17 protein-coding genes are annotated in these 20,773 nt (G+C 42.7%); 7 read left to right on the forward strand and 10 right to left on the reverse strand.

Going from position 1 to position 20,773, the window contains the following annotated elements; all coding sequences use genetic code 11:
- Positions 1-79: 79 nt before the first annotated feature.
- The 4 genes from ACEN82_RS07025 to ACEN82_RS07040 all read left to right on the forward strand — a co-directional run bounded on the left by ACEN82_RS07025 (position 80) and on the right by ACEN82_RS07040 (position 5,962).
- Positions 80-2,014 (forward strand): LTA synthase family protein, encoded by a 1,935-nt coding sequence (locus ACEN82_RS07025; RefSeq protein WP_413322198.1) that lies wholly within the window; start codon positions 80-82, stop codon positions 2,012-2,014.
- Between the two features lie 333 nt (positions 2,015-2,347).
- On the forward strand, positions 2,348-4,957 hold the full coding sequence (mutS, locus tag ACEN82_RS07030; RefSeq protein ID WP_413322199.1) for a DNA mismatch repair protein MutS: 2,610 nt from the start codon (positions 2,348-2,350) through the stop codon (positions 4,955-4,957).
- 188 nt (positions 4,958-5,145) lie between these two features.
- The gene (locus ACEN82_RS07035; RefSeq protein WP_413322200.1) at positions 5,146-5,712 is read left to right on the forward strand and encodes a C40 family peptidase; all 567 of its coding nucleotides are present in this window, start codon (positions 5,146-5,148) and stop codon (positions 5,710-5,712) included.
- A gap of 121 nt (positions 5,713-5,833) precedes the next feature.
- Positions 5,834-5,962: a hypothetical protein gene (locus ACEN82_RS07040; protein WP_255485375.1), complete on the forward strand. Its 129-nt coding sequence runs from the start codon at positions 5,834-5,836 to the stop codon at positions 5,960-5,962.
- Here the strand turns inward: ACEN82_RS07040 and ACEN82_RS07045 are convergent.
- Both ACEN82_RS07045 and ACEN82_RS07050 read right to left on the reverse strand, forming a co-directional pair.
- Entirely contained in the window at positions 5,949-7,859 is a 1,911-nt protein-coding gene (locus ACEN82_RS07045; protein ID WP_413322201.1) for a DUF3858 domain-containing protein, read from the reverse strand. The two genes, ACEN82_RS07040 and ACEN82_RS07045, sit on opposite strands and share 14 nt — an antisense overlap.
- Positions 7,859-9,832, reverse strand: coding sequence for a DUF3858 domain-containing protein (locus ACEN82_RS07050; RefSeq protein WP_413322202.1), 1,974 nt, complete (start codon positions 9,830-9,832; stop codon positions 7,859-7,861). Before ACEN82_RS07050 ends, ACEN82_RS07045 begins: the two co-directional genes overlap by 1 nt.
- Before the next feature lie 125 nt (positions 9,833-9,957).
- Between ACEN82_RS07050 and ACEN82_RS07055 the strand changes: the two genes are divergently transcribed.
- A complete protein-coding gene (locus tag ACEN82_RS07055) occupies positions 9,958-10,983 on the forward strand; it encodes a 3'-5' exonuclease (protein WP_176627595.1) in 1,026 nt (341 codons plus the stop codon).
- 178 nt (positions 10,984-11,161) lie between these two features.
- Here the strand turns inward: ACEN82_RS07055 and queG are convergent, their stop codons facing one another.
- The gene (gene queG / locus ACEN82_RS07060; protein ID WP_413322203.1) at positions 11,162-12,100 is read right to left on the reverse strand and encodes a tRNA epoxyqueuosine(34) reductase QueG; all 939 of its coding nucleotides are present in this window, start codon (positions 12,098-12,100) and stop codon (positions 11,162-11,164) included.
- A 169-nt stretch (positions 12,101-12,269) separates the two neighbouring features.
- Between queG and ACEN82_RS07065 the strand changes: the two genes are divergently transcribed.
- Positions 12,270-12,638 carry a SpoIIAA family protein gene (locus ACEN82_RS07065; RefSeq protein WP_090526664.1) on the forward strand — a complete coding sequence of 123 codons (369 nt, stop codon included), beginning with the start codon at positions 12,270-12,272 and terminating at the stop codon, positions 12,636-12,638.
- Between the two features lie 8 nt (positions 12,639-12,646).
- Entirely contained in the window at positions 12,647-12,835 is a 189-nt protein-coding gene (locus ACEN82_RS07070) for a hypothetical protein (RefSeq protein WP_090526666.1), read from the forward strand.
- A gap of 161 nt (positions 12,836-12,996) precedes the next feature.
- Here ACEN82_RS07070 and ACEN82_RS07075 read toward each other — a convergent pair whose 3' ends face one another.
- The 7 genes from ACEN82_RS07075 to ACEN82_RS07105 form a co-directional block, all read right to left on the reverse strand.
- Entirely contained in the window at positions 12,997-13,884 is an 888-nt protein-coding gene (locus ACEN82_RS07075) for a polysaccharide deacetylase family protein (protein WP_413322204.1), read from the reverse strand.
- A gap of 115 nt (positions 13,885-13,999) precedes the next feature.
- A complete protein-coding gene (locus ACEN82_RS07080; RefSeq protein ID WP_413322205.1) occupies positions 14,000-14,878 on the reverse strand; it encodes a hypothetical protein in 879 nt (292 codons plus the stop codon).
- A gap of 17 nt (positions 14,879-14,895) precedes the next feature.
- A complete protein-coding gene (locus ACEN82_RS07085; RefSeq protein ID WP_413322206.1) occupies positions 14,896-16,092 on the reverse strand; it encodes a Gfo/Idh/MocA family protein in 1,197 nt (398 codons plus the stop codon).
- A 26-nt stretch (positions 16,093-16,118) separates the two neighbouring features.
- Positions 16,119-17,141, reverse strand: coding sequence for a Holliday junction branch migration DNA helicase RuvB (gene ruvB, locus ACEN82_RS07090; protein WP_090526672.1), 1,023 nt, complete (start codon positions 17,139-17,141; stop codon positions 16,119-16,121).
- Positions 17,142-17,295: 154 nt separating this feature from the next.
- Positions 17,296-18,027 carry a polyprenol monophosphomannose synthase gene (locus ACEN82_RS07095; protein ID WP_090526674.1) on the reverse strand — a complete coding sequence of 244 codons (732 nt, stop codon included), beginning with the start codon at positions 18,025-18,027 and terminating at the stop codon, positions 17,296-17,298.
- Between the two features lie 116 nt (positions 18,028-18,143).
- Positions 18,144-19,622, reverse strand: a complete 1,479-nt coding sequence (locus ACEN82_RS07100) for a POT-type proton-dependent oligopeptide transporter (protein ID WP_413322207.1) — start codon at positions 19,620-19,622, stop codon at positions 18,144-18,146.
- A gap of 121 nt (positions 19,623-19,743) precedes the next feature.
- Entirely contained in the window at positions 19,744-20,667 is a 924-nt protein-coding gene (locus ACEN82_RS07105) for a hypothetical protein (protein ID WP_413322208.1), read from the reverse strand.
- Positions 20,668-20,773: the final 106 nt, after the last annotated feature.

The following is a 20,773-nucleotide window of genomic DNA, read 5'->3' on the forward strand; positions in this document are numbered from 1 at the left end:
ATTAGCTCCCTGGGGTAAATTAGGTTTGATCAACTCCTGCCGGTCAAGCCTTTGGGGAAACTAAAGCAAAGCGTTTTTCATGGAAAGTAAATTGAGGTTGGCCGAATATAAAGTACTTTTATACAGGCTGTTTTTGGGGTATTTGTTTTATTTTATTGCCAGGGTATTGTTCTTTGCATTCAATACGCACCTGTTCGCTGTTGATAGCTTTTGGGCGCTGCTTAAATTGTGCTATTACGGTATGGCCTTTGATACAACGGCTTTACTGTACATCAACAGCCTGTTTATCCTGCTCAGCGTTTTGCCCTTAACTGTAAATACCCGGCCGGCTTTTCAAAAAGGTATGGCTATCCTGTACTTTGTTACCAATTTGCTTGCTTACGCCACCAACTTTGTTGATATCATTTACTATCGCTTTAGCCAGGTGCGTTCAACCAAGGCAACACTTGACGTATTGGCCGATGAAAATAACAAGAAACTGTTATTTACCCATTTTTCGGAAGCTTACTGGTATGTGATCATCATATTTATATTATGTTCTGTTTGTTGGGTTTGGCTGTACAAACAGGTGAAGTTAAAGCCCGCTGCGGTAACGGATAAGAAAGTGTATTTTCTATCATCGATAGTTTCCTTCCTGTTGATCCTTACCCTGGTTATTGGTGGTATCAGGGGCGATTTCGCACATAGCACACGGCCTATCAACATGGTTGATGCATATAAACACATCACTGTTCCCAATCAGGGCGATATTGTGTTGAATACCCCTTTTGCTGTCTTCCGTACGCTGGGAACCAATAATTACAAGCTTCAACACTGGGTAGACGAAGCATACATCAGCAGTAATATCAAACCCGTAAAAAAATACAACACCAAACCGGCTGCTAAGCCCAATGTGGTGATCATTATACTGGAAAGTATGGCCCGCGAATATTGGGGCAGCATGAACCGCGGCGTTAATATACCGGGCTTTAAATCATATACACCGTTTTTGGATTCGCTATCAAACAGCAGTCTTATTTTTACCAATGCTTACGCTACCGGACGGCAATCCATTCACGCTGTATCATCGGTAATAGCGGGGATCCCATCTTTTCAGAATGCTTTTACATCATCGCCTTATGCTAAGCAGAAGATCCAGTCGGTGGTATCAGTTTGTGACAGTATGGGATATCAAACCTCGTTCTTCCATGGGGCAGCCAATGGGTCGATGGGATTTCAGGGCTTTGGCAGTATTTTGGGGTATAAAAACTATTATGGCCGTACCGAATATAACGACGATAAAGATTTTGATGGCATCTGGGGTATTTGGGACGAACATTTTTTTCCATTCATGGGGCGTACGCTAAGCAGACAGAAGCAGCCATTTATGGCTACGCTGTTCACACTGTCATCGCATGATCCATATCAACTGCCCGAAAAATATAAAGCAAGGTTTAAGGGCGGTCCGCTGGCTATTGATAAATGCGTTCAGTATACAGATAATTCCTTGCGGATCTTTTTCAATTACGCTAAAACACAGCCCTGGTTTAACAACACCATTTTTGTGATCACAGCCGATCATACCAGTCAAACTTATTATCCTGAATACAGTAAGCAGGTTAACCGTTTCGCGGTGCCAATTCTGTTTTACAGCGCCAACAATGCTTATAACTTAAGAGGTGTGCGTACCGATCTGGCATCACAAATGGATATTTATCCAACATTGGTCGATTTAGTCGGTTATAACAAACCCTTCAGGTCATGGGGCAGGAGTTTGATAAGTAACCTACCCGACGAGCAGCCAAGGGTTATCAACTCAACAGGTAACATCTACCAGTTTATGCAGGGTAATTATACCTACCTGTTTGATGGCAAAAACTTCACCGGCATTTTCGCTGTGGCTGATAAGGGGCTGGAGAAAAATCTGATGACTGCGCAACCCAACGCCGAAATGCAAAAAGGCATGCAGGATTGTAAAGCCCTGATACAGGATTATACAGACAGGATTGTGAACGGGAAGCTGGTGGTGAAGTAGCATATAGCATGTTCAGCCAGGTGGTATTGCATATTGATTTTGGCTGAAGCCGTATGTAAATGATATCGTTGTCCGTCGGTTGAAACCGACGGCAATGAAATTGAAAGCAGTGTTTTTCGTTCCATTTAAGAGGGAAATTGAGTTAAACTTTATTGTTAAATCATTGCCGTTGGTTTTAACCAACGGTTTAAATGAAACGAGATGACGGCTTTAGCCTAATTTAGCGAATTGCCCGGGCTTTCTTACATATCCACACTCTCCCAACTTTTCAACAATGCCCTAAAACACCTGCCAATGCATTAACTTTACCCGACTAACAGAAGGAGTAACCGCTTGGCTAAAGATACTACCAAAGAAACCCCCTTAATGCAGCAATATAATGCTATTAAAGTAAAGTATCCAGGTGCTTTATTGCTGTTTAGGGTGGGCGATTTTTATGAAACATTTGGCGAAGACGCCGTTAAGGCTGCCGGTATTTTAGGCATCGTACTAACCCGCCGGGCAAACGGCGCCGCTACACATATTGAACTTGCCGGTTTTCCGCACCATTCGCTGGATACTTACCTGCCTAAGCTGGTACGCGCAGGGCAGCGTGTGGCCATTTGCGATCAACTGGAAGATCCCAAAACTACAAAAACCATCGTTAAACGCGGTGTAACAGAACTGGTTACCCCAGGCGTAGCCACTAACGATAACATCCTGCAGCAAAAAAGCAATAATTACCTGGCCTCGCTGCACTTTGAAAAAAATACGATAGGTATTGCCCTGATTGACATCTCAACCGGCGAGTTCATGACCGCCCAGGGTAACAGCGATTATATTGATAAACTGCTGCAAAGCTTTTCGCCCAGCGAAGTGATCTATCCCAAAAGCCGTACACGCGATTTTAAAGATACTTATGGCGACCGCTTTTACACCTATGCGCTTGACGAATGGCCATACAGCGGCGATTACGCCACTGAAACGTTGCTTAAGCACTTTGGTGTAAAATCGCTCAAAGGCTTTGGTATTGATAAACTGAATTTAGGCATCATCGCTGCCGGCGTGGCTATTCATTATTTGAATGAAACCGAACACCGCAACCTGGGCCACATTTCGGCCATCAGCAGGATAGAGGAAGATAGGTACCTTTGGCTCGACAGGTTCAGCATCCGCAACCTGGAGCTGGTTGGCTCGGCTAACGAAAACGCCATGACGCTGGTTGATGTACTTGATCATACTTGTTCGCCCATGGGCGCGCGTTTATTGCGCCGCTGGATTGTAATGCCGTTGAAGCAGATCAAAGCAATTAACGACCGCCTTGGTGTGGTTGAATACCTGATAGAAAACGAAGAGCTGAGGGAAGAGTTGCTCCAATACCTGCGCCAGATAGGTGATTTGGAAAGGCTCATCTCAAAAATAGGTTTACAAAAAGCCAACCCGCGCGAGGTTTGCCAGTTAAAGAAGGCTTTAACCGCCATAGCCCAAATTAAACGTATTGCAGAATCATCACAAAGTGCCCCGTTACGCGCCATTGGCGAGCAGCTTAACCCCTGCGCGTTGATCTGTGAAAAGATAGAACGGGAATTGAACCCCGAGCCGCCGGTGATGCTGGTAAAAGGCTCTGTAATGAACGAGGGGATTAATGAAGAGCTTGACAGGCTGCGTAAGATCGCCTTCGGCGGTAAAGGTTACCTGTTGGAGATCCAGAAGCGTGAGGCTGAGTTAACCGGCATCCCGTCGCTTAAAGTATCGTTCAATAACGTATTTGGTTACTACCTGGAGGTTACCCATGCCCACAGGGATAAAGTACCAACCGAGTGGATCCGCAAGCAAACGCTGGTTAATGCCGAGCGTTATATTACGCCCGAGCTTAAAGAATATGAAGAACAGATTTTAGGTGCCGAAGAAAAGATCCTGGCGCTTGAAACACAATTATATAATGACCTGCTGTATTCACTGGCCGAATATATCAAGCCAATCCAGTTGAATGCCCAACTGATAGCCCGTTTGGATGTGCTGCTCAACTTTGCAACCATCTCCATTAAAAACTACTACGTTAAGCCCGAAATTAATGAAAGTAAGGTACTTGACATTAAGGGCGGTCGCCACCCTGTTATTGAAAAGAACCTGCCAATAGGCGAGGAGTACATCACCAACAGCGTTTACCTCGATTCGGAAACCCAGCAGATCATCATTATTACCGGCCCCAATATGGCTGGTAAGTCGGCTTTGTTAAGGCAAACAGGCTTAATTGTATTGATGGCCCAAATGGGTTGTTTTGTGCCGGCCAAAGCGGCGTCAATAGGCCTGGTTGATAAGATCTTTACAAGGGTGGGAGCGTCGGATAACCTTTCATCTGGCGAATCAACCTTTATGGTAGAGATGAATGAAACGGCAAGCATCCTCAATAACCTGAGCGACAGGAGCCTGATCCTGCTGGATGAGATCGGTCGTGGTACATCAACCTATGATGGGATTTCCATTGCCTGGTCGATTGCCGAATACCTGCATAACCATCCAACAGCGAGGGCTAAAACCTTATTTGCTACACATTATCATGAGCTTAATGAATTAAGCAACTCATTTAACCGGGTTAAAAACTTTAACGTATCTGTAAAAGAAGTGGGCCAGCAGATCATATTTTTACGCAAGCTGGTACCGGGTGGCAGCGAACACAGCTTCGGGATCCACGTAGCTAAACTGGCTGGGATGCCCTCAAAAGTGTTAAGCCGCGCCAATGAGATCCTAAAGAAATTGGAAAACGAACGTACCGGCGGCGAGCATATCAAAGAAAGTATCCGCAAGGTTCAGAAACAAGCTGTACAAATGCAGATGTTTTCAATAGATGACCCCGTATTGGTGAAGATACGCGATACGCTGAACAACCTTGATGTAAATACCCTAACCCCGGTTGAAGCACTCATGAAACTGGATGAAATTCAAAGGGTGGTGAAGAGTTGATTTTCGAAGTCCGAAAGTCCGATGTCCGAAAGTCGGCGAGTCAGAAAGGTCGAAGTTTGTAAAGGTTTTAATTTAAAGAAATTAACTTCCGGACTTTCGGACATCGGACTTGCAGACTTCTTCTACCCATGTTAATATGTTAAAAACATCCGCATCCTCTCAATAAACATTAAAGTTAATTTTACTTTATGAGCATATACCTGCGTCGTAGTTTTTATTTGTTTATACTTTTCCTTTCCCCATTTATATTAAGTTCATGTTACTCGCGCAAGGCCGCTATGCGCGGCCAGCCGGGTGAGGTGGTTAATCCCTCGCCTGATATCGCTTCAAAATATTCCGAAATTATGGGGGTTGATAGGGGCGATATCCAAAATGGTCGCCTTTACGCTTTTATTGATCAATGGATGGGTACGCCTTACAAATTTGGCGGACTTGATAAAGATGGTATTGATTGCTCCGGCCTGGCATTTCTGCTGGAACAGCAGGTTTATGGCGTCACCATTCCCCGCATGACCAGCAAGCAGATCTCCGTCATCAAACGAAAATATGAAGATGAGCTAAAGGAAGGCGACCTGGTGTTTTTTGATTTCGACGGAAAGCAGTTTAGCCATGTTGGGGTTTATTTGCAGAATGGCTATGTTGTGCATGCCAGTTCACGTCGCGGGGTTATCATTGTAAAACTACGCGATCCCTCGTTATACAAATACTTTTCAAGGGCTGGCTCAATCGAAAATGTGTCCACCAGCATGAATTAAGTAACACAAATTTTAGAAGGATTTTTGCGAATCACACCAATATTAAGCTTAAATCGCATTCGTGTAAATCGTTTAAATTTGACCCAATTGGTGTGTTTATTTTCAATAATTTTGCGCTGTTATGGCCGACAAAAAACAAGATTACTCATTCTGGACTAAGTACAAGCGGTTCGCAGGCACCGAGATCATGCTTTATGTGATCATGGTGCTTGGTATTATCCTCGGTATCGTGATATTTAGTTACCTTTAACTAAGGTAACGTTATCATTATCTACATCCGCAATTGACTGGTAAAAATCAACAAGGTCCTGATAGGTGTCTTTACTATATGTACCATCTATGATCTGTAGCTTGCGACTGTATACCAGCTTATCCCCATTTACAGTTGCACTTGATTCAAACTTTCCGAAAGGTTTTTCGATACTTACTTTTTTAGGGCGCATATCAACCTTGTATCCTGCGGGTAGGGTATAAGTGATCTCATCCTCGTCGGTATATCCACGGTTAATGTAAACATCGTTATGTCGGTTACGGACCTCACGTAACGGCGAACTTACACGGTTGGCCGGGTTGGCCAGAAAAATTATTTTTCCATCAGATACCGAGCCATAGTCTGTAGCCGAAATTTTTAACGTTTCGGTGGTGTATGGTTGTTCAACTTTAAACTGCTTCAGATCTGCACTTTCAATATCAAGGTTATTAATGGGATAAATCTTCTTCAGATCTTTGATCTGTTCTGTTTTCGATTCATAGATCACATGGTCGCGATCTTCATAATTTGTTCCCTTGAAATTGGTAACCATTGTACCCGACAGGTTACCATTGGCACTTAATGTAAAATTGGCTTTGCGCTGTTCGAGATTAGCCTGGGCCGTGTATTTTGGCGTATGCATTAATTTGCCGCCCTGTGGGGTACAGGCCAGCACGATCCGATCATCGGTGAAATCACCTAAAAAGCCAAAAGGTATGTTCTGACTGGTACATTCTAAAAAGGTGGTATCATTTTTAAAAGGCAGGCATAAAATAACATGATTGCCCTGGTCAATGCTTGCAAAGTCGGGCTGGAAATTTACCTTCGATGATCCCGCATACACCACGCAGTAATATGAATCGATGTCGACAGCCTTTAATAACGCCTGTGTGTAGTTAACGAGGGCTTTGCAATCACCATAATTTTGAGCGTCAACATCCGAAGCCAGGAAGGGTTGTAAGCCGCCTATCCCTACCTGGATGCTGATGTAATGCGTTTTGCTCTGCATATATTCATAAACCTTACGCGCTTTGGCTTTAGGATCGGTTATTGATGCGGTAAGCTCCTTCATGTTTGCCACAGTTTGAGGCGAAAGCTGCTGGCGGCCTGCATTAAGCTTATCATATTGCCATTGCCCAAGTTCTTTCCAGTTGGTAAATGTGCCGCTGACACCACGGTAAATAAATTTTTCGGGCACTATTTCCAGGCGGGGCATTATTGATCGGTAAACAGGGCTATATGGCTCATGCTTTAAAGCTTTAAGGTTATTAGTTTGCCAGGTGTATGTTTGCATACCCTGTTTATTGGTACCAATTGTTGGTTTAACAGATAAATTGGTTTGTTTGTATTTGATCTTAAAATCGGGTTTGCAAATTAACGTATATGAGCTTTTTTCAACTGCTATACCATCCGAAGGTATCGGGTGCCAACTCTCAAGGTCAAGTGATTGTTTTGACTTTACATCATACTCATAACTTACCGTGTAAGGATACTCTGCTACCCTGGGTTGATAGTGTTTTATCTTCAGGTCGGTAAAAAGCGAAAAGCCATCGTGGTTGCTGTCATCTTCAAAGTCACTTTCTGAAAATTTACCTGTGGGCTTGCCCCATTGGTTGTAAATCATTCCTTTTATATCCTTAATATAACGACTTTTGTCATGCCATATCGCTATATCAACGTCATCGTCACCATTTTTATTGAGTACGGTTATTACTTGTTTTACGTGACAAAGTGTGTTATCTAAGTCTTTAACCTCAACAGTAACCTCCTCATTGCGCACTACCGAGCTGGCATAAGGCAAAAGATCTTTTGAAATGAGCGATACGTCGTAGTTTTCCTGTGATTTTACACAGGTTACCGCCAAAAAGATAAAAAGGGTAGTTAAAAATGCTTTCATTATTTTTTCTTGAAGATCATATCCCCTTTTTCCGTTAGAATGATCTTATTAAACAGTTCCTTAAGATAAGGGTATTCGGCCGAATCATAAACCGACTTGTTAAACTGGGTAATGTTTGAAAAGGTAAAACTGTTATTGTCCTGGCTCTCAAACGTGGTTGCAAACATGCCGCCTTTGTTTGGTAATGAAAACGCCACTATCTGGGGCGGGGTTTCAATGATATATTGCGCAGGCAGGTGCATTACCAAAACCAGCCTCTTGTCTGAGGCAAAGGCCCAGTCTACCGGATAATCACGTTCGGTAAGTTTGAAGGGATTGGTAGTACGTTTTTCCCAAAAATAAGGGTTAAATGCAAGCTTGTCATGATTGGTATTATCAAATGCATCTATCTCAACTTCAAAGGTTTCACGTAGCGGATTGTCAAGGCTGTCCAGATTTGCTATGTCTGACTTAAGTACTTTTAATTTAGGTTGTTTCTCATCAAAATCTTCAACGTATTCATCAACTGTATTAAACTTTTTAATGGCTTTGCGTTTTTCATAAGCATCATAACCTTTGTAATAATTGGTTATTGTACCTTTTAGCTTTCCATTATCAAGCAGTGTAAGATCGAACATCCGTGTGGTGGCCGCTTTTTGCTGAGTGCTTAACTCTATCCAGTATGATGGTTTATTAAGGCTAATCACCCTGCCCTTATCATTGATACATTTAAGGGGAAGCAAGCCAAACGAGAGCAGCGGATCGGTAGCGTCAAGCAGATAGGTTTGATCGCCAATAGTTAACCTGGCTATAACGTAGTTAAAGTCGCTAAGTACCGGGTAAAGGTTATTCACCATTCCATGGTCGCGGGTTGAAAGCAATACGGCATCGGCGTTAAGGCCAGCGGCGCTTAGCGCGGTAATAAGTGTCAGATTAATATCGGCGATACTGCCGGCGTGTGTATCCAATGATTTTTTTACGCCATCGGTGCTGTAGATACCTATATAATCATTCCACTTTATTTGGCTTTTGATCCATGCATAAATAGCTTTTGCCTTGTCAAGGTCATTTGCCTTACCTGCAATTACCGGCCCAATGCGTTCTTTAAGTAAGCTGGTCCTTTTCATTTGAACGCCAAATTCATCGGATATCTTTAATTGATGGTCAACGTCGCCCCATTCTTTTGTCATAACGGTTTTGACGTTGTTATAAGGGTTCGTATATTCAACAAGCTCAAAAAATATAGCCGATAAAAAGTTTTTACGGGCGGTCATATAATCTTCATCAACAAATGCAGGAATGTCCTTCATGTTGTAAGTAATATGTGAGCAATCGGCTTTTGCACCTCCCGATGAGAAGCATTCACGCTCAACTTCCGAATTGCTTTTCGTTAATTTCAGCGCCCCGCGTAACGAAGCGTTGAATGTCCAAAAGCCCGGGATATGCACTTCATATTGTGAATTTACTTTAGGGATATCGTCTTGAAATGCCCATTCCCGGAAATTGTCCCAGTATGGTGAGATAAGTTCGTATTTAAATTCAATAACGCAGCCGGGCCGTAATGCAGGCAAGGCAAACTTTACAGTGCTGCCATATTTATAATCTTTAGATGTAAATACCTTTTTTGAATCAAGTTCCGCCTTTTGAATAATACCGTTATCATCTTTATAATAAGTAAACCCGGTAACATTGTTAACTTCTTCTGCGGAGTTATCGCCATTGTGGATAGGTATAGCTATAGTACCGTGAGTTAATCCTTCCTTGGTGAAAATTTTAATTTTGGCATGATAGGTGTGAATGAGCCTGATATGGTCCATGTATTCATCTATACGAACACTGCCAAACTCGTTTAAAAAAACGGCGTTGGCCTGCGGATCTTTATCATATTTAACCATATCAATTTCCGGTCCTTCTATACCGGTTTCAAAGTCCTGCGCCGACGCGAGGTGTGATAAGGTAATGAAAATCAAAAGAATAAGAAGAAATCTGTTCATACAAATTGTGATAATTAGGGATAATCAAATTAAATAATAAATTGGTATATTAAATAAATTAAAAAATTTATTCTGCTGATTAATTTTAGGACATTTGCGACCTTTGCATCTCTGAACACTTACAAATGAAATTAAATTTAAAACGGCCCCTGGCTTTCTTTGATCTTGAAACAACAGGTACCAATATCGGTGCCGACCGTATAGTTGAAATATCTGTTATCAAGCTTAACCCTGATGGCAGCGAAGAAGTGAAAACGTGGCGTGTTCACCCGGGCATTCCTATCCCACTCGAGTCATCGCTGGTGCACGGCATTTATGATGAGCATATACAAAACGAAAAGCAATTTAAAGAGCTTGGACAGGAAATAGCCGATTTTATTGGTGATAGTGATTTGGCTGGATACAATTCAAATAAGTTTGATATCCCCATGATTATGGAGGAATTTTTACGTTCCGGAGTGGATTTCAACCTGGATGCCCGCCATTTTGTTGATGTACAGAACATATTCCACCAGATGGAGCAACGCACGTTAAAGGCGGCCTACCAGTTTTATTGCAATAAAGTAATTGAAAACGCCCATTCGGCCGAAGCAGATACCCGCGCTACCATGGAAGTTTTGCTGGCGCAGATTGAGCGTTATGAAAATGTAGAGTGGGAAGATAAAAAAGGTAATAAAATAATCCCCGTTGTGGGCGATGTTGAAGCGCTGCACGCATTTACTAACCTGAGTAAACCGGTTGATTTTGCTGGTCGTATGGTTTATAATGAACAGGGCGAGGAGTTGATAAACTTTGGCAAACATAAAGGCAAACGTGTTGAAGACGTATTAAACGCTGAGCCAAGTTATTATTCGTGGATGATGCAGGGTGATTTTCCGCTTTATACCAAGCGCAAGCTCGAAGAAATTTATACCCGCTGGAACGCCAAAAAAGTTGCCGAGCGTCAGGCAAACAAAGCAGCCCAGCCAAAACCGGCCGATCAACAACCTGCTGCCCCCAAACCTGAGTATCAGAAAAAAGAATACACAAAGCCCGATCATACTAAAAATCAACATTATCAAAACAAACCTTTCAAAAAGAAGGATGAGCCTGCCCAGCCGGTTAACGATGATATGCTGGCTCAGTTAGCTTTGAAGTTTAAAAAGGGGTAAATTTGTCTGAACCCTGATTTTTAGGATTAAAGGATTTTCAGGATTTTTTATGAAGCCCTTGCAGGTATTTGTGCAGGGGCTTTTTGTTGATAATATTCTGAAACCTAAGCTTCATGGATTCGTTCAACTTTAGCCTTTAGCCTTTAGCCTTTAGCCTTTAGCCTTTAGCCTTTAGCCTTTAGCCTTTAGCCTTTAAAAAATCAATATTCCTTTTTAGCCCGCTAAATTTCGTGCGTTTAACAGCCGAGTTTTTGAATACTTTTTGAAAAATATCCTGGGTAATGTCCTGCCAGTCGGTGGTTTTCAAGTGTAGCAAATCGGGGTGCGGAGTAAAGGCCGGCTCGGTATTAAGCACCGAGAAACGGTTCCAGGGACAAACATCCTGGCAAACGTCACAGCCAAACATCCAGTTATCCATTTTGCCCTTAAACTCCTGCGGAATTTCATTTTTAAGCTCAATGGTTAAATAGGAGATGCAGCGGCTGCCATCTACCACATATGGGCCAACTATGGCATCGGTAGGGCAGGCGTCGATACAATTAGTGCAGGTACCGCAATGATCGGCTGTGGGGGCTATATCGTATTCCAGTTCAATGTCAATGATCAGTTCGGCCAGGAAAAAGAACGAGCCGGCTTTTTTGTTGAGCAGGTTGCTGTTTTTGCCAATCCAGCCCATTCCTGCTTTACGTGCCCATGCCTTATCAAGTACCGGGGCCGAATCAACAAACGCACGGCCGCCTACTTCACCAATTTTATCATTAATGATTTGCAGTAATAGCCTCAGCTTATCTTTAATCACCGTGTGGTAGTCAATTCCATAAGCGTATTTAGAGATTTTAGGCGATAACGGATCATCCTGTTGCTGATCGGTATAGTAATTTATACCAAGCGAGATGACAGATTTTGCCCCATCAACCAACAAACGAGGGTCAAGGCGCTTATCAAAATGGTTCTCCATGTACGCCATTTCGCCATGCATGTTTTTATTAAGCCAGGCTTCAAGGCGTGGAGCTTCGTCTTCCAAAAAATCTGCTTTGGCAATGCCACAAAACAAAAAACCGAGCTTTTGCGCCTCGCTTTTAATGAGTTGACTATATGTGGCTTTGTTTTGCTGCATTTGTGCAAAGATAGTATAAATTGAAATTGGTGCGTGTACAGAGACGCCCCCCAATCAGGTTTGTATACTTGCATAAGCACATTATTCGTTATTATACTTTACTCCGTTTTGCTATAAGTTTACTATTGGTTCAGTTTTTGTATCTGATTAAAAAATAAGAATTTATAGCATGCTTGAGCATATTAAATATTTGCCTGCGCATGTGTTAGGGATGCATGCAGCAGGCCACGTTACTATTGGCGATTATGAAAGGGCTTTACGACCATTGCTTGAGCAACAGGTAAAACAAACCGGGCGGATAAACTTTTTACTGGTGCTGGAAACTAATATTAAAAATTTTACAGCAGGTGCCTGGTGCGGTAATATCAGGCTGGGCCTTAAATATTTTACCCGATGGAACAAAGTTGCTGTTGTAACCGATCAGGACGGTGTTCGGGAGTTCAGTCATTTGTTTAAATATATTTTACCGGGCAAGTTTGCAGGCTATAGGCTGGAAGAATTAGACGAAGCCGTAAAATGGATAACAGGAAATAAATAAATATCATTATGGAAACTATAGATGAAAGAGCAGCTATGAATAATGATGATTCAGATCTGCACAATGATGAGTTAGGTGAAAATACCGGTGATGATACCATAATAGCCGAGATAGTTCATTTAAAACCCGACGAAAAGGATATTAGCAAAATGCCGTCGTCAAACAAAGGACAAGGCCCGGCGGGTGAGGATTTGTGAGGCGTCCGCCCCCAAAAGGGGAATCGCAAGTTCCCAGCTTTTTATTCCTTAAGTTGATAGCTATGCCTAAATAGATGGCAGAAAATAAGAAATGCCGGCTCAAAGAGTTGGCATTTCTTATTTAAATATCCTCCATATCTCCCCCTTTAGGGGGTCGGGGGCTAAAAGCTGTTCCTGATACTGTTGCTTAACGTTTTGGTGCTCCAGTATCCGCTATCTAAAATACGGCGCACGGTCATCAACGGATCAGTTTGATCACGTTTATCAGCTAATTGGAAAGCCATTTTAAAACCACGTTTCCTAAGCTCAGGTAAAGCGGCTTTGTTCCAGATGCCAAACGGATAAGCAAAGTAATCCATTTTTTTGCCGGTGATCTCTTCCAACGTTTTGGTTGGTTTTTCGATTTGGGTAACCCAGTCATCCACCGGGCGATTGGTTATTTTACCGTTTTTACCAATGATTTTGAGGGTAGAAGTGTGTGAGTAACGGTCAACACGGTGGTGGTCCCAGGTATGGCTGGCAATAACGTTACCTTCGTCAGATAGTTGTTTTACCTGCTCTTTGGTCATGTAATGCGGACGGCCTAACGATACGGTCATCACAAAATAAACCGCTTTAAAACCATACTTTTTAAGGGTAGGATTGGCAATGGTGAACTGATCAAGGTCGGTATCATCAAACGTAAGCATGATAGGTTTTTTAGGCAGCGGCGCGCCCTTGGTAAGGTATGCATAAAGCTGATCGGGCAGTATGGTATGATAACCACTGTCGGCCAGCATTTTGATGTGCTCTTTAAATGCGGCAACCTGAACAATGTAATCTTTAGCGTTTTTTGAATCTGTCGGTTTCCAGTCGCGAATTTGGTGGTAGCAGAGAATAGGTACCTGCTTGCGGGCTAAAATGGCGGCCGCATCACCTTGTGATGTGGCATTGGCAGCCGGAACTTCGGCAACAGGGGCAGCAGTAGTTGATTTATCTGATGGCTTCGACTGGCATGAAACAGCGCCGAAAGCACAAAGGGCCAGTATGGCTAACGTTTGTTTTATCATATTATAGGTTGGTTTTATTCCTTAATTAACGGCAGCTAAATTAATAATTATATAACACGCAAGCCTTGCGATGTAAACAAAATTAATTAAGACTTTAAGTATGATAACCGGATAATTATTCGCTTTTATTGATGATCTGCTTCAGGCCCGGCTCGCAGGTAAGCAGGTGCCATCCGCCAAAAACTACAAACACTTTGTTATGGGTTTTAAGCAGATTGTCAATGGTGCGAAGCAGGCTTTGATCCCTGATCTCTTTGGAGGCTCTGCCAATTTCCTGAAATTTTCCTTTGGGGTCAAACGGATTGGTAGGTTCCAGCTCCTCGAGCTTAAAAGGGCGGTTAAGCAGTTTTTGATAGGCGGTTTCAAAATAATCCAGGGTTTGCTCAGCCGGTGAAAGCTTTACTCCACCTGTTTTCATGATATAGCCTTGTATAAATTTAGCGTAGTTTGCTTTAAATGCCGCGCTATCGGTAACAGGAGGCCGTTGGCCCCACATACAACGTTCGGTCACGATATAAGCTAAAAACTCAGCAGTGGTGTATCTTTTCAATAACTCTTTAAATTCCAGGCTATCGGTCATGTCGCCGTTAACAGTTTTTATTTTAAGACTGTCGGCAAGGATTTTGGTAAGCCCTATTTCACCATCTTTTTGAATGGCTTCTTTTTTTGAGGCGAAAACCTTTTTTGAAACATCTCCTCCTTCGTTAACACATACATCAGGTCTGAATTCAAAAAATGCCTTTTCGATCCTTTTAAACATCGGGTTTTCGGTATCATTGTTATCCGGCAGATGGTTAACGCCACAAAAAACAATCTCCTTTTTGTCGTTTTTAAACCTTAAGATGTAGGGATTGGCAGGCAGGTGCCCGGCAGCATCAAGTTTGATCTTTAAGTAGCTAACCGTTGGGTAAACCTCAGCGGGTGCTTTGTCTTTTTTGGTTCCGCAGCTTAACAAGGCCGAGGAAAATAACAGTAATAAAGTTATGTATTTCATCGGCCCTGTTGTGTTTGTTATAAAACTATACGCTTTCCTTCTTTTATTGACCGCTTGGCGGCATCCAGGATTTGCATAACAATCATATTGTATTTTAATGATGAACGGTCATCCGGGTGCCTGAGCGGATTTGCGAGGGCCGAAGTAAAATAGGCTACCGGCGCATCAGCTGGTGCTACCAGTGGGGCAGCTTTATAACCTCTTACACGGTTATTAACTTTTATTTCAACACTATCCTTATCGAAGGCGTGGATATAACCCTTAGCACCGAAAATCTCCATGTCCTTGATACTGAAAGGCCAGTTCCAGGAGGCTTCAATCTGCCCCGTGGCATTGGCGTATTCAACCAATATGGTGGCATCATCCTCAACCTTCGGATATACGGTTGGTTTATAATGCCTTGCGATAGCGGTTACTGCTATCGGGCGCTGGCCCTTCATCAGCCAGGTCATCAAATCAGCGCCATAGCAACCAAAATCATTCAGGGCGCCTGCACCATTTAATACGGGATCTGTTAACCAGCTCAAAAAGTCTTCGCTGCAGCCAATTTCGCGTGGCCCCTGGTGCCCGTCATGTACCACCATTTTACGGATCAAACCTATGCTGTCCTGCTTAACGGTGTTATAAGCATCCTGGAACGATGGGTACCAGGTAGTTTCATAATTGGTTAATACTTTGACGTAGTATTTAAGGGCCAGAAACTCCATACGTTTGGCCTGCTCAAGGGTGGCGGCCAACGGTTTTTCAACCATTACAGAAATACCTAAGGGTGCGCAGGTCTCCACAATATCCACATGTTTGCCAACAGCGTTGTAACCCAACACAATAGCAGGCTTACGGGTGGTGCACATTTTCCTTAGGTCATCAAAAAACAGGGAATCGGGCAGGTTATATGCTTTGCCAAATTTTTCCCAAAGCTTTTTATCAGGTTCGGCAATGCCTACAATATTTACGTTTCCTTTTCGGTACTCACTTAATATGAGGTGGATATGGTCATGGTTTAAGCCCATAATACCTACTTTTAGTGTCGGTACGGGCTTGTGTATCACCGGTATGGTGTCTTTTTTTGCCTTGTTAACTGAATCGGTAGGTGCCGTAACCGAAGGGGCTGGTGCTGTACCCGGTGGCGGTGGTGTTGTTTGTGCCGATGCGATAGTTATGCAGCTTAAAAAGAGCGTAGTTGTAGTGAGCAGTAGTTTTAATTTGGTTTTCATGATTGGTGGCGATGTATACGTTTATCTCAAAATAAAGATGGATTTCCTCCCAGCTTTATCTTTCCTAAATGTTTGTAGGCAGCTTCAGTAGCTTCACGGCCGCGGGCCGTACGCATTAAAAAGCCTTCCTGTATTAAAAACGGTTCGTAAACTTCTTCAATTGTGCCCTCGTCTTCACCAACTGCTGTTGCAACAGTTTTTAAACCTACAGGACCGCCTTTAAACTTATCAATAATGGTAAGCAGGATCTTGTTGTCCATTTCGTCCAGTCCGTGACTATCTACATTTAAAGCGTTCAATGCATACTGGGCAATCTCCGTATCAATCTTGCCATTTCCTTTGATTTGGGCGAAATCACGTGTGCGGCGAAGTAATGCATTGGCAATACGGGGGGTACCACGGCTGCGGCGGGCGATTTCATAAGCACCTTCATCAGTAATAGGTGTTTTTAGTATCGACGCCGAACGTAGTACAATGGTGGTAAGCAGTTTGGCATCGTAATATTCCAGGCGCGAGTTGATACCAAACCTGGCCCTTAGAGGCGCAGTAAGCAAGCCGGAACGGGTAGTTGCGCCTACCAAGGTAAACGGATTAAGCGAAATTTGTACCGAACGGGCATTGGGGCCGCTCTCCAGCATAATATCGATCTTAAAATCCTCCATGGCCGAGTAAAGGTATTCTTCAACCAGCGGACTTAAACGGTGAATTTCATCAATAAAAAGAATATCCCCGGTTTCAAGATTGGTAAGCAAACCCGCCAAATCCCCGGGTTTATCTAAAACAGGGCCTGAGGTGATCTTAATGCCTACACCCATTTCATTGGCGATGATGTGGGATAGGGTGGTTTTACCTAAACCTGGTGGACCGTGGAGCAGCACATGATCAAGCGCTTCTCCGCGCTGACGGGCAGCTTGTACAAAGATCTTTAAATTGGCTAATATTTTATGCTGACCGGTAAAGTCTTCAAATTGCTGCGGCCGCAATACTTTTTCAATATCACGTTCGGCCGGACTGAGACGTTCGCGTTCAGGGTCAAGATGCTCATTCATTGCCAACGAAATTAGTATTTATTTTTGATTTCGGATTTCGGATGTTCGATTTCGGATGTTTATTTTAAAATCTTTACAAAAAAATTGATTGCGGATTTATTCTGAAATAATCAAAAATAAATCCAAAATCACAATTCCGAAATTCGAAATCAAATCATCCCTCCGGGTACTTCCTGAAAATGCTGTTGATCTTCATCTGGATCACGCCTAAAAATGCTTCCCGGAAAATACGCGTCGACATTTTGGAGGTACCGGCAGTGCGGTCGGTAAATATAATAGGGACTTCTACCAGCTTAAAGCCATGTTTAATGGTAGTATATTTCATCTCGATCTGGAAGGCGTAACCAACAAACTTGATTTTATCCAGCTTAACGGTTTCAAGCACCCTGCGTTTGTAGCACATAAAGCCCGCGGTGGCGTCCTGCACTTTCATGCCGGTTATAAAACGTACATATACTGATGCAAAATAGCTCATCAACACCCGGCTCATGGGCCAGTTTACCACGTTTACGCCGGTTACATAGCGCGAACCTATTGCCGCGTCGGCACCATCAATACAGGCTTGCCTTAGTTTCAACAGGTCATCCGGATTGTGCGAAAAGTCAGCATCCATCTCAAAAATATAGTCGTAATGGCGGGCTATACACCATTTAAAACCATGTATATAGGCAGTGCCCAATCCCTGTTTACCAGCTCGTTCTTCCATAAAAAGGCGACCGTCATATTCAGCTTGCAAACTTTTTACTATCTGCGGCGTACCGTCGGGTGATCCGTCGTCAATGATCAGGATATGAAAATCATGAGGCAAAGAGAATACCTTGCGGATCATCCGCTCGATGTTTTCCTTCTCGTTATACGTGGGTATAATTACTATGCTATCGGGCACTGAATCGTATTTTGAAAAATGATGTAAACGTTTAAGGTGCGAAAATAATCAATTTACAGAGCATCAAAACAAAAAAACAGGAAAGCTTGCGCAATCCTGCAATTTTGGGTAATATTTTACAGGTTATGAGTGTCGGCAATAACCTGGTTTTCCACGTAAGGGTCGGTAATGTAATTTCTTTCTTTAAGGCGTGGAGAAACGATCAGGAATATGATGATGAATACACTGATGAAAGCCACAAAAAACCATTCGTAATTGGCACCCTTAAGATTTTCAGCCCACCAGCCCCCGTCTTCAATAAGACCATTTACAAGGGCGGTGATCAGGTTTCCAAACGAAACAACCAGGAACCAAATTCCTGACATAGTACTTTTCATTGATTTTGGAGAATGGGTATAAGCATATTCCAAACCGGTAATTGACACCAATACTTCCGCAGCTGATAATATTAAAAAGGCCAGCACTTGCCACCACATTGACGGAGAGCCACCATGATCAATACTTACATGTGTAAAACCGATAACTACAAACGATAACGCCGTCAAAATCAAGCCCGCTCCGAGCCTGCGCAAAGGTGTTGTTTTCAACCCGATCTTATCTAAATTTGGATAAATCACATAGTTAAAAAGCGGGATGAATAACAGGAGGAAAATGGTATTAAATGTAGACATTGAACCCGGTTCTATCTGGAATGAGGTAAAACCAAGATTGATGTTTCGATCCATTTTTGCAGCATACAGCGTCCATTCTGAAAGGCACTGGTCCCAAACAGCCCAAAATGCCAATGCAAAAAAGAATACGGAAATCACACGGTATACTGCTTTAACTCCTTCAACCCGTTCCGGATCATAGCTTTCTTTGGCAATATCAAGTAATGATTGGCCTGGTTTCTTTTTACTTAAATGGGTAAGTGCATACCATGTAATAAACACCAGGTTATTTCGGTTTACGCCCTGCGGAGGCACTTTTACATATTTTTTGCGGCCCATAAAAAATATAATGGTTGCCAAACCCATCAAAAGCCCTGGAACACCAAAAGCCCATTTAGGACCGTAATATTTGTAAATAACAGGGATAGCCACTGTTGATAGCATTGAGCCCGCATTGATGCTAAAGTAAAACCAACCGTAAACTTTCGAAAGCAAATCCTGGTTACTGGCATCAAACTGGTCGCCTACGTTAGCCGAAACGCACGATTTGATACCTCCCGCACCAATAGCTACTACAAGCATACCTATCTCAAAACCACTAAGGCTTGTATCAAACATGGCCAGTAACAGGTGCCCAAAGCAATATACGATGGAAATATAAAGTATGAGCTTGTATTTGCCGGTAAACCAATCGGCCACCATGCCGCCAACAAATGGCAAAGCGTAGGCCACCATAACAAATAAATGATTCAGCTTATTGGCATGGGCATCAGCCTGTTGGGCCAACGCGGGAATGGCTTGAGGGTTAAAGAATTGTTTTACCAAAAAAAGGGTAAGTATGGAACGCATGCCATAAAAGCTAAAACGTTCAGCGGCTTCATTGCCAATAATGTAAGGGACGCTCTTGGGGAATTTTGATTTTAGTGGAGCAGTTTTTTCTTGCATCAGTTAACTTAAAATTTGCTAAAGGTAATATAAATCTTCCAATCCGAAATTTAATACCGAAAGTGTTACAATTTAAACAATAAAAGTGTTGATTTTGGGGCTATTGCTGTTGTTTAATTTCTTAATGTTTTACCGGTAAAAGGGCGCGGTCTTTTGCGGCTTGCTTTTTGGGATCAATATATTCGTTATCGGTGGCCGAATTGCCGTCGGCAATGTTGCGCATGTCAAGGTTTTCTATATAAGTCCAGCGGCCATCTTTTAATTGGTAGCCATCGTAACTCAGGTCGGGGCCAAAGGTTTCAGGTTTGTCTTTACTCCGGCCATCTGGCGCCGAAAGATGGTCAAAAACAATAATATTTTTCTCGGGCACAAATCTTAACAGCATCGATACCTGCCGGGCGTACTCAAATATAACACGGCTGCGGGTTTTGCCATTGCCGTTAAACACGTGCATGCCAAACTGCGGCACGCCATTATTAAATGAAATTGCATCGATCACTTTTTTTGTGGATTTAACTGTATTACCTTTCCACCCTAATAATACATAATATGGTTTGGGGCCGTACACCGGCATTATCTTATAGTATTGGGCACCATACCATTTATGGCTATCGGTTACCGAATCCTCTGGGTTTTTCAATAATGGCGAATAGTCTTCGAGCGGATACATTTTGAGCGGCCCTCCGGTATTTATTTGAACAGTTCCATAAAAGCGATAACTGCCATCGAGGTTTGTAACATGCCAGCTCAGGATGCGAAAACGGTTATCGGGTGAGTTTACAATGCTGATGCTTTTAACCGAATCAAAAGGGAACAGGAATGAGTTATTGACCTTCAGCGCTTGTACCAGTGTTTTAATGAACTGATAATTGGCATTTTTACGCTCCATGTCGTTCTCATCATTGATAATTTTTTTGCCAAGGCGAGTGAGACTATCCTGGTATTCGTTAAGTTTTTTGAGCCTTGTACCTTCGTCATGGTATTGCGCAAAAGTTTGCATGCAAAGCAGTATGGAGAAGATAGTAAGAAGGGTTTTTTTTGTCACTATTTTAATTTAATTAGTTGAGCTTATTTTTTATGTCTTTGCGAGATGGCTTTGCAAGTTTCTTTATATAGAATGAGATTGTTTCGTTTCTTATAATGACGTAATA

The organism is Mucilaginibacter sp. Mucisp73 (assembly GCF_059491465.1).

Excerpts from the sequence above, each read along its gene's own strand:
- ruvB (WP_090526672.1), bottom strand. The coding sequence starts at position 17,141 with ATGAATGAGCATCTTGACCCTGAACGCGAACGTCTCAGTCCGGCCGAA.
- ACEN82_RS07045 (WP_413322201.1), bottom strand. The coding sequence starts at position 7,859 with ATGAAAGCATTTTTAACTACCCTTTTTATCTTTTTGGCGGTAACCTGT.
- ACEN82_RS07035 (WP_413322200.1), top strand. The coding sequence starts at position 5,146 with ATGAGCATATACCTGCGTCGTAGTTTTTATTTGTTTATACTTTTCCTT.
- ACEN82_RS07025 (WP_413322198.1), top strand. The coding sequence starts at position 80 with ATGGAAAGTAAATTGAGGTTGGCCGAATATAAAGTACTTTTATACAGG.
- ACEN82_RS07070 (WP_090526666.1), top strand. The coding sequence starts at position 12,647 with ATGGAAACTATAGATGAAAGAGCAGCTATGAATAATGATGATTCAGAT.
- ACEN82_RS07075 (WP_413322204.1), bottom strand. The coding sequence starts at position 13,884 with ATGATAAAACAAACGTTAGCCATACTGGCCCTTTGTGCTTTCGGCGCT.
- ACEN82_RS07040 (WP_255485375.1), top strand. The coding sequence starts at position 5,834 with ATGGCCGACAAAAAACAAGATTACTCATTCTGGACTAAGTACAAGCGG.
- ACEN82_RS07080 (WP_413322205.1), bottom strand. The coding sequence starts at position 14,878 with ATGAAATACATAACTTTATTACTGTTATTTTCCTCGGCCTTGTTAAGC.
- ACEN82_RS07100 (WP_413322207.1), bottom strand. The coding sequence starts at position 19,622 with ATGCAAGAAAAAACTGCTCCACTAAAATCAAAATTCCCCAAGAGCGTC.
- ACEN82_RS07050 (WP_413322202.1), bottom strand. The coding sequence starts at position 9,832 with ATGAACAGATTTCTTCTTATTCTTTTGATTTTCATTACCTTATCACAC.
- ACEN82_RS07055 (WP_176627595.1), top strand. The coding sequence starts at position 9,958 with ATGAAATTAAATTTAAAACGGCCCCTGGCTTTCTTTGATCTTGAAACA.
- ACEN82_RS07085 (WP_413322206.1), bottom strand. The coding sequence starts at position 16,092 with ATGAAAACCAAATTAAAACTACTGCTCACTACAACTACGCTCTTTTTA.
- ACEN82_RS07065 (WP_090526664.1), top strand. The coding sequence starts at position 12,270 with ATGCTTGAGCATATTAAATATTTGCCTGCGCATGTGTTAGGGATGCAT.
- queG (WP_413322203.1), bottom strand. The coding sequence starts at position 12,100 with ATGCAGCAAAACAAAGCCACATATAGTCAACTCATTAAAAGCGAGGCG.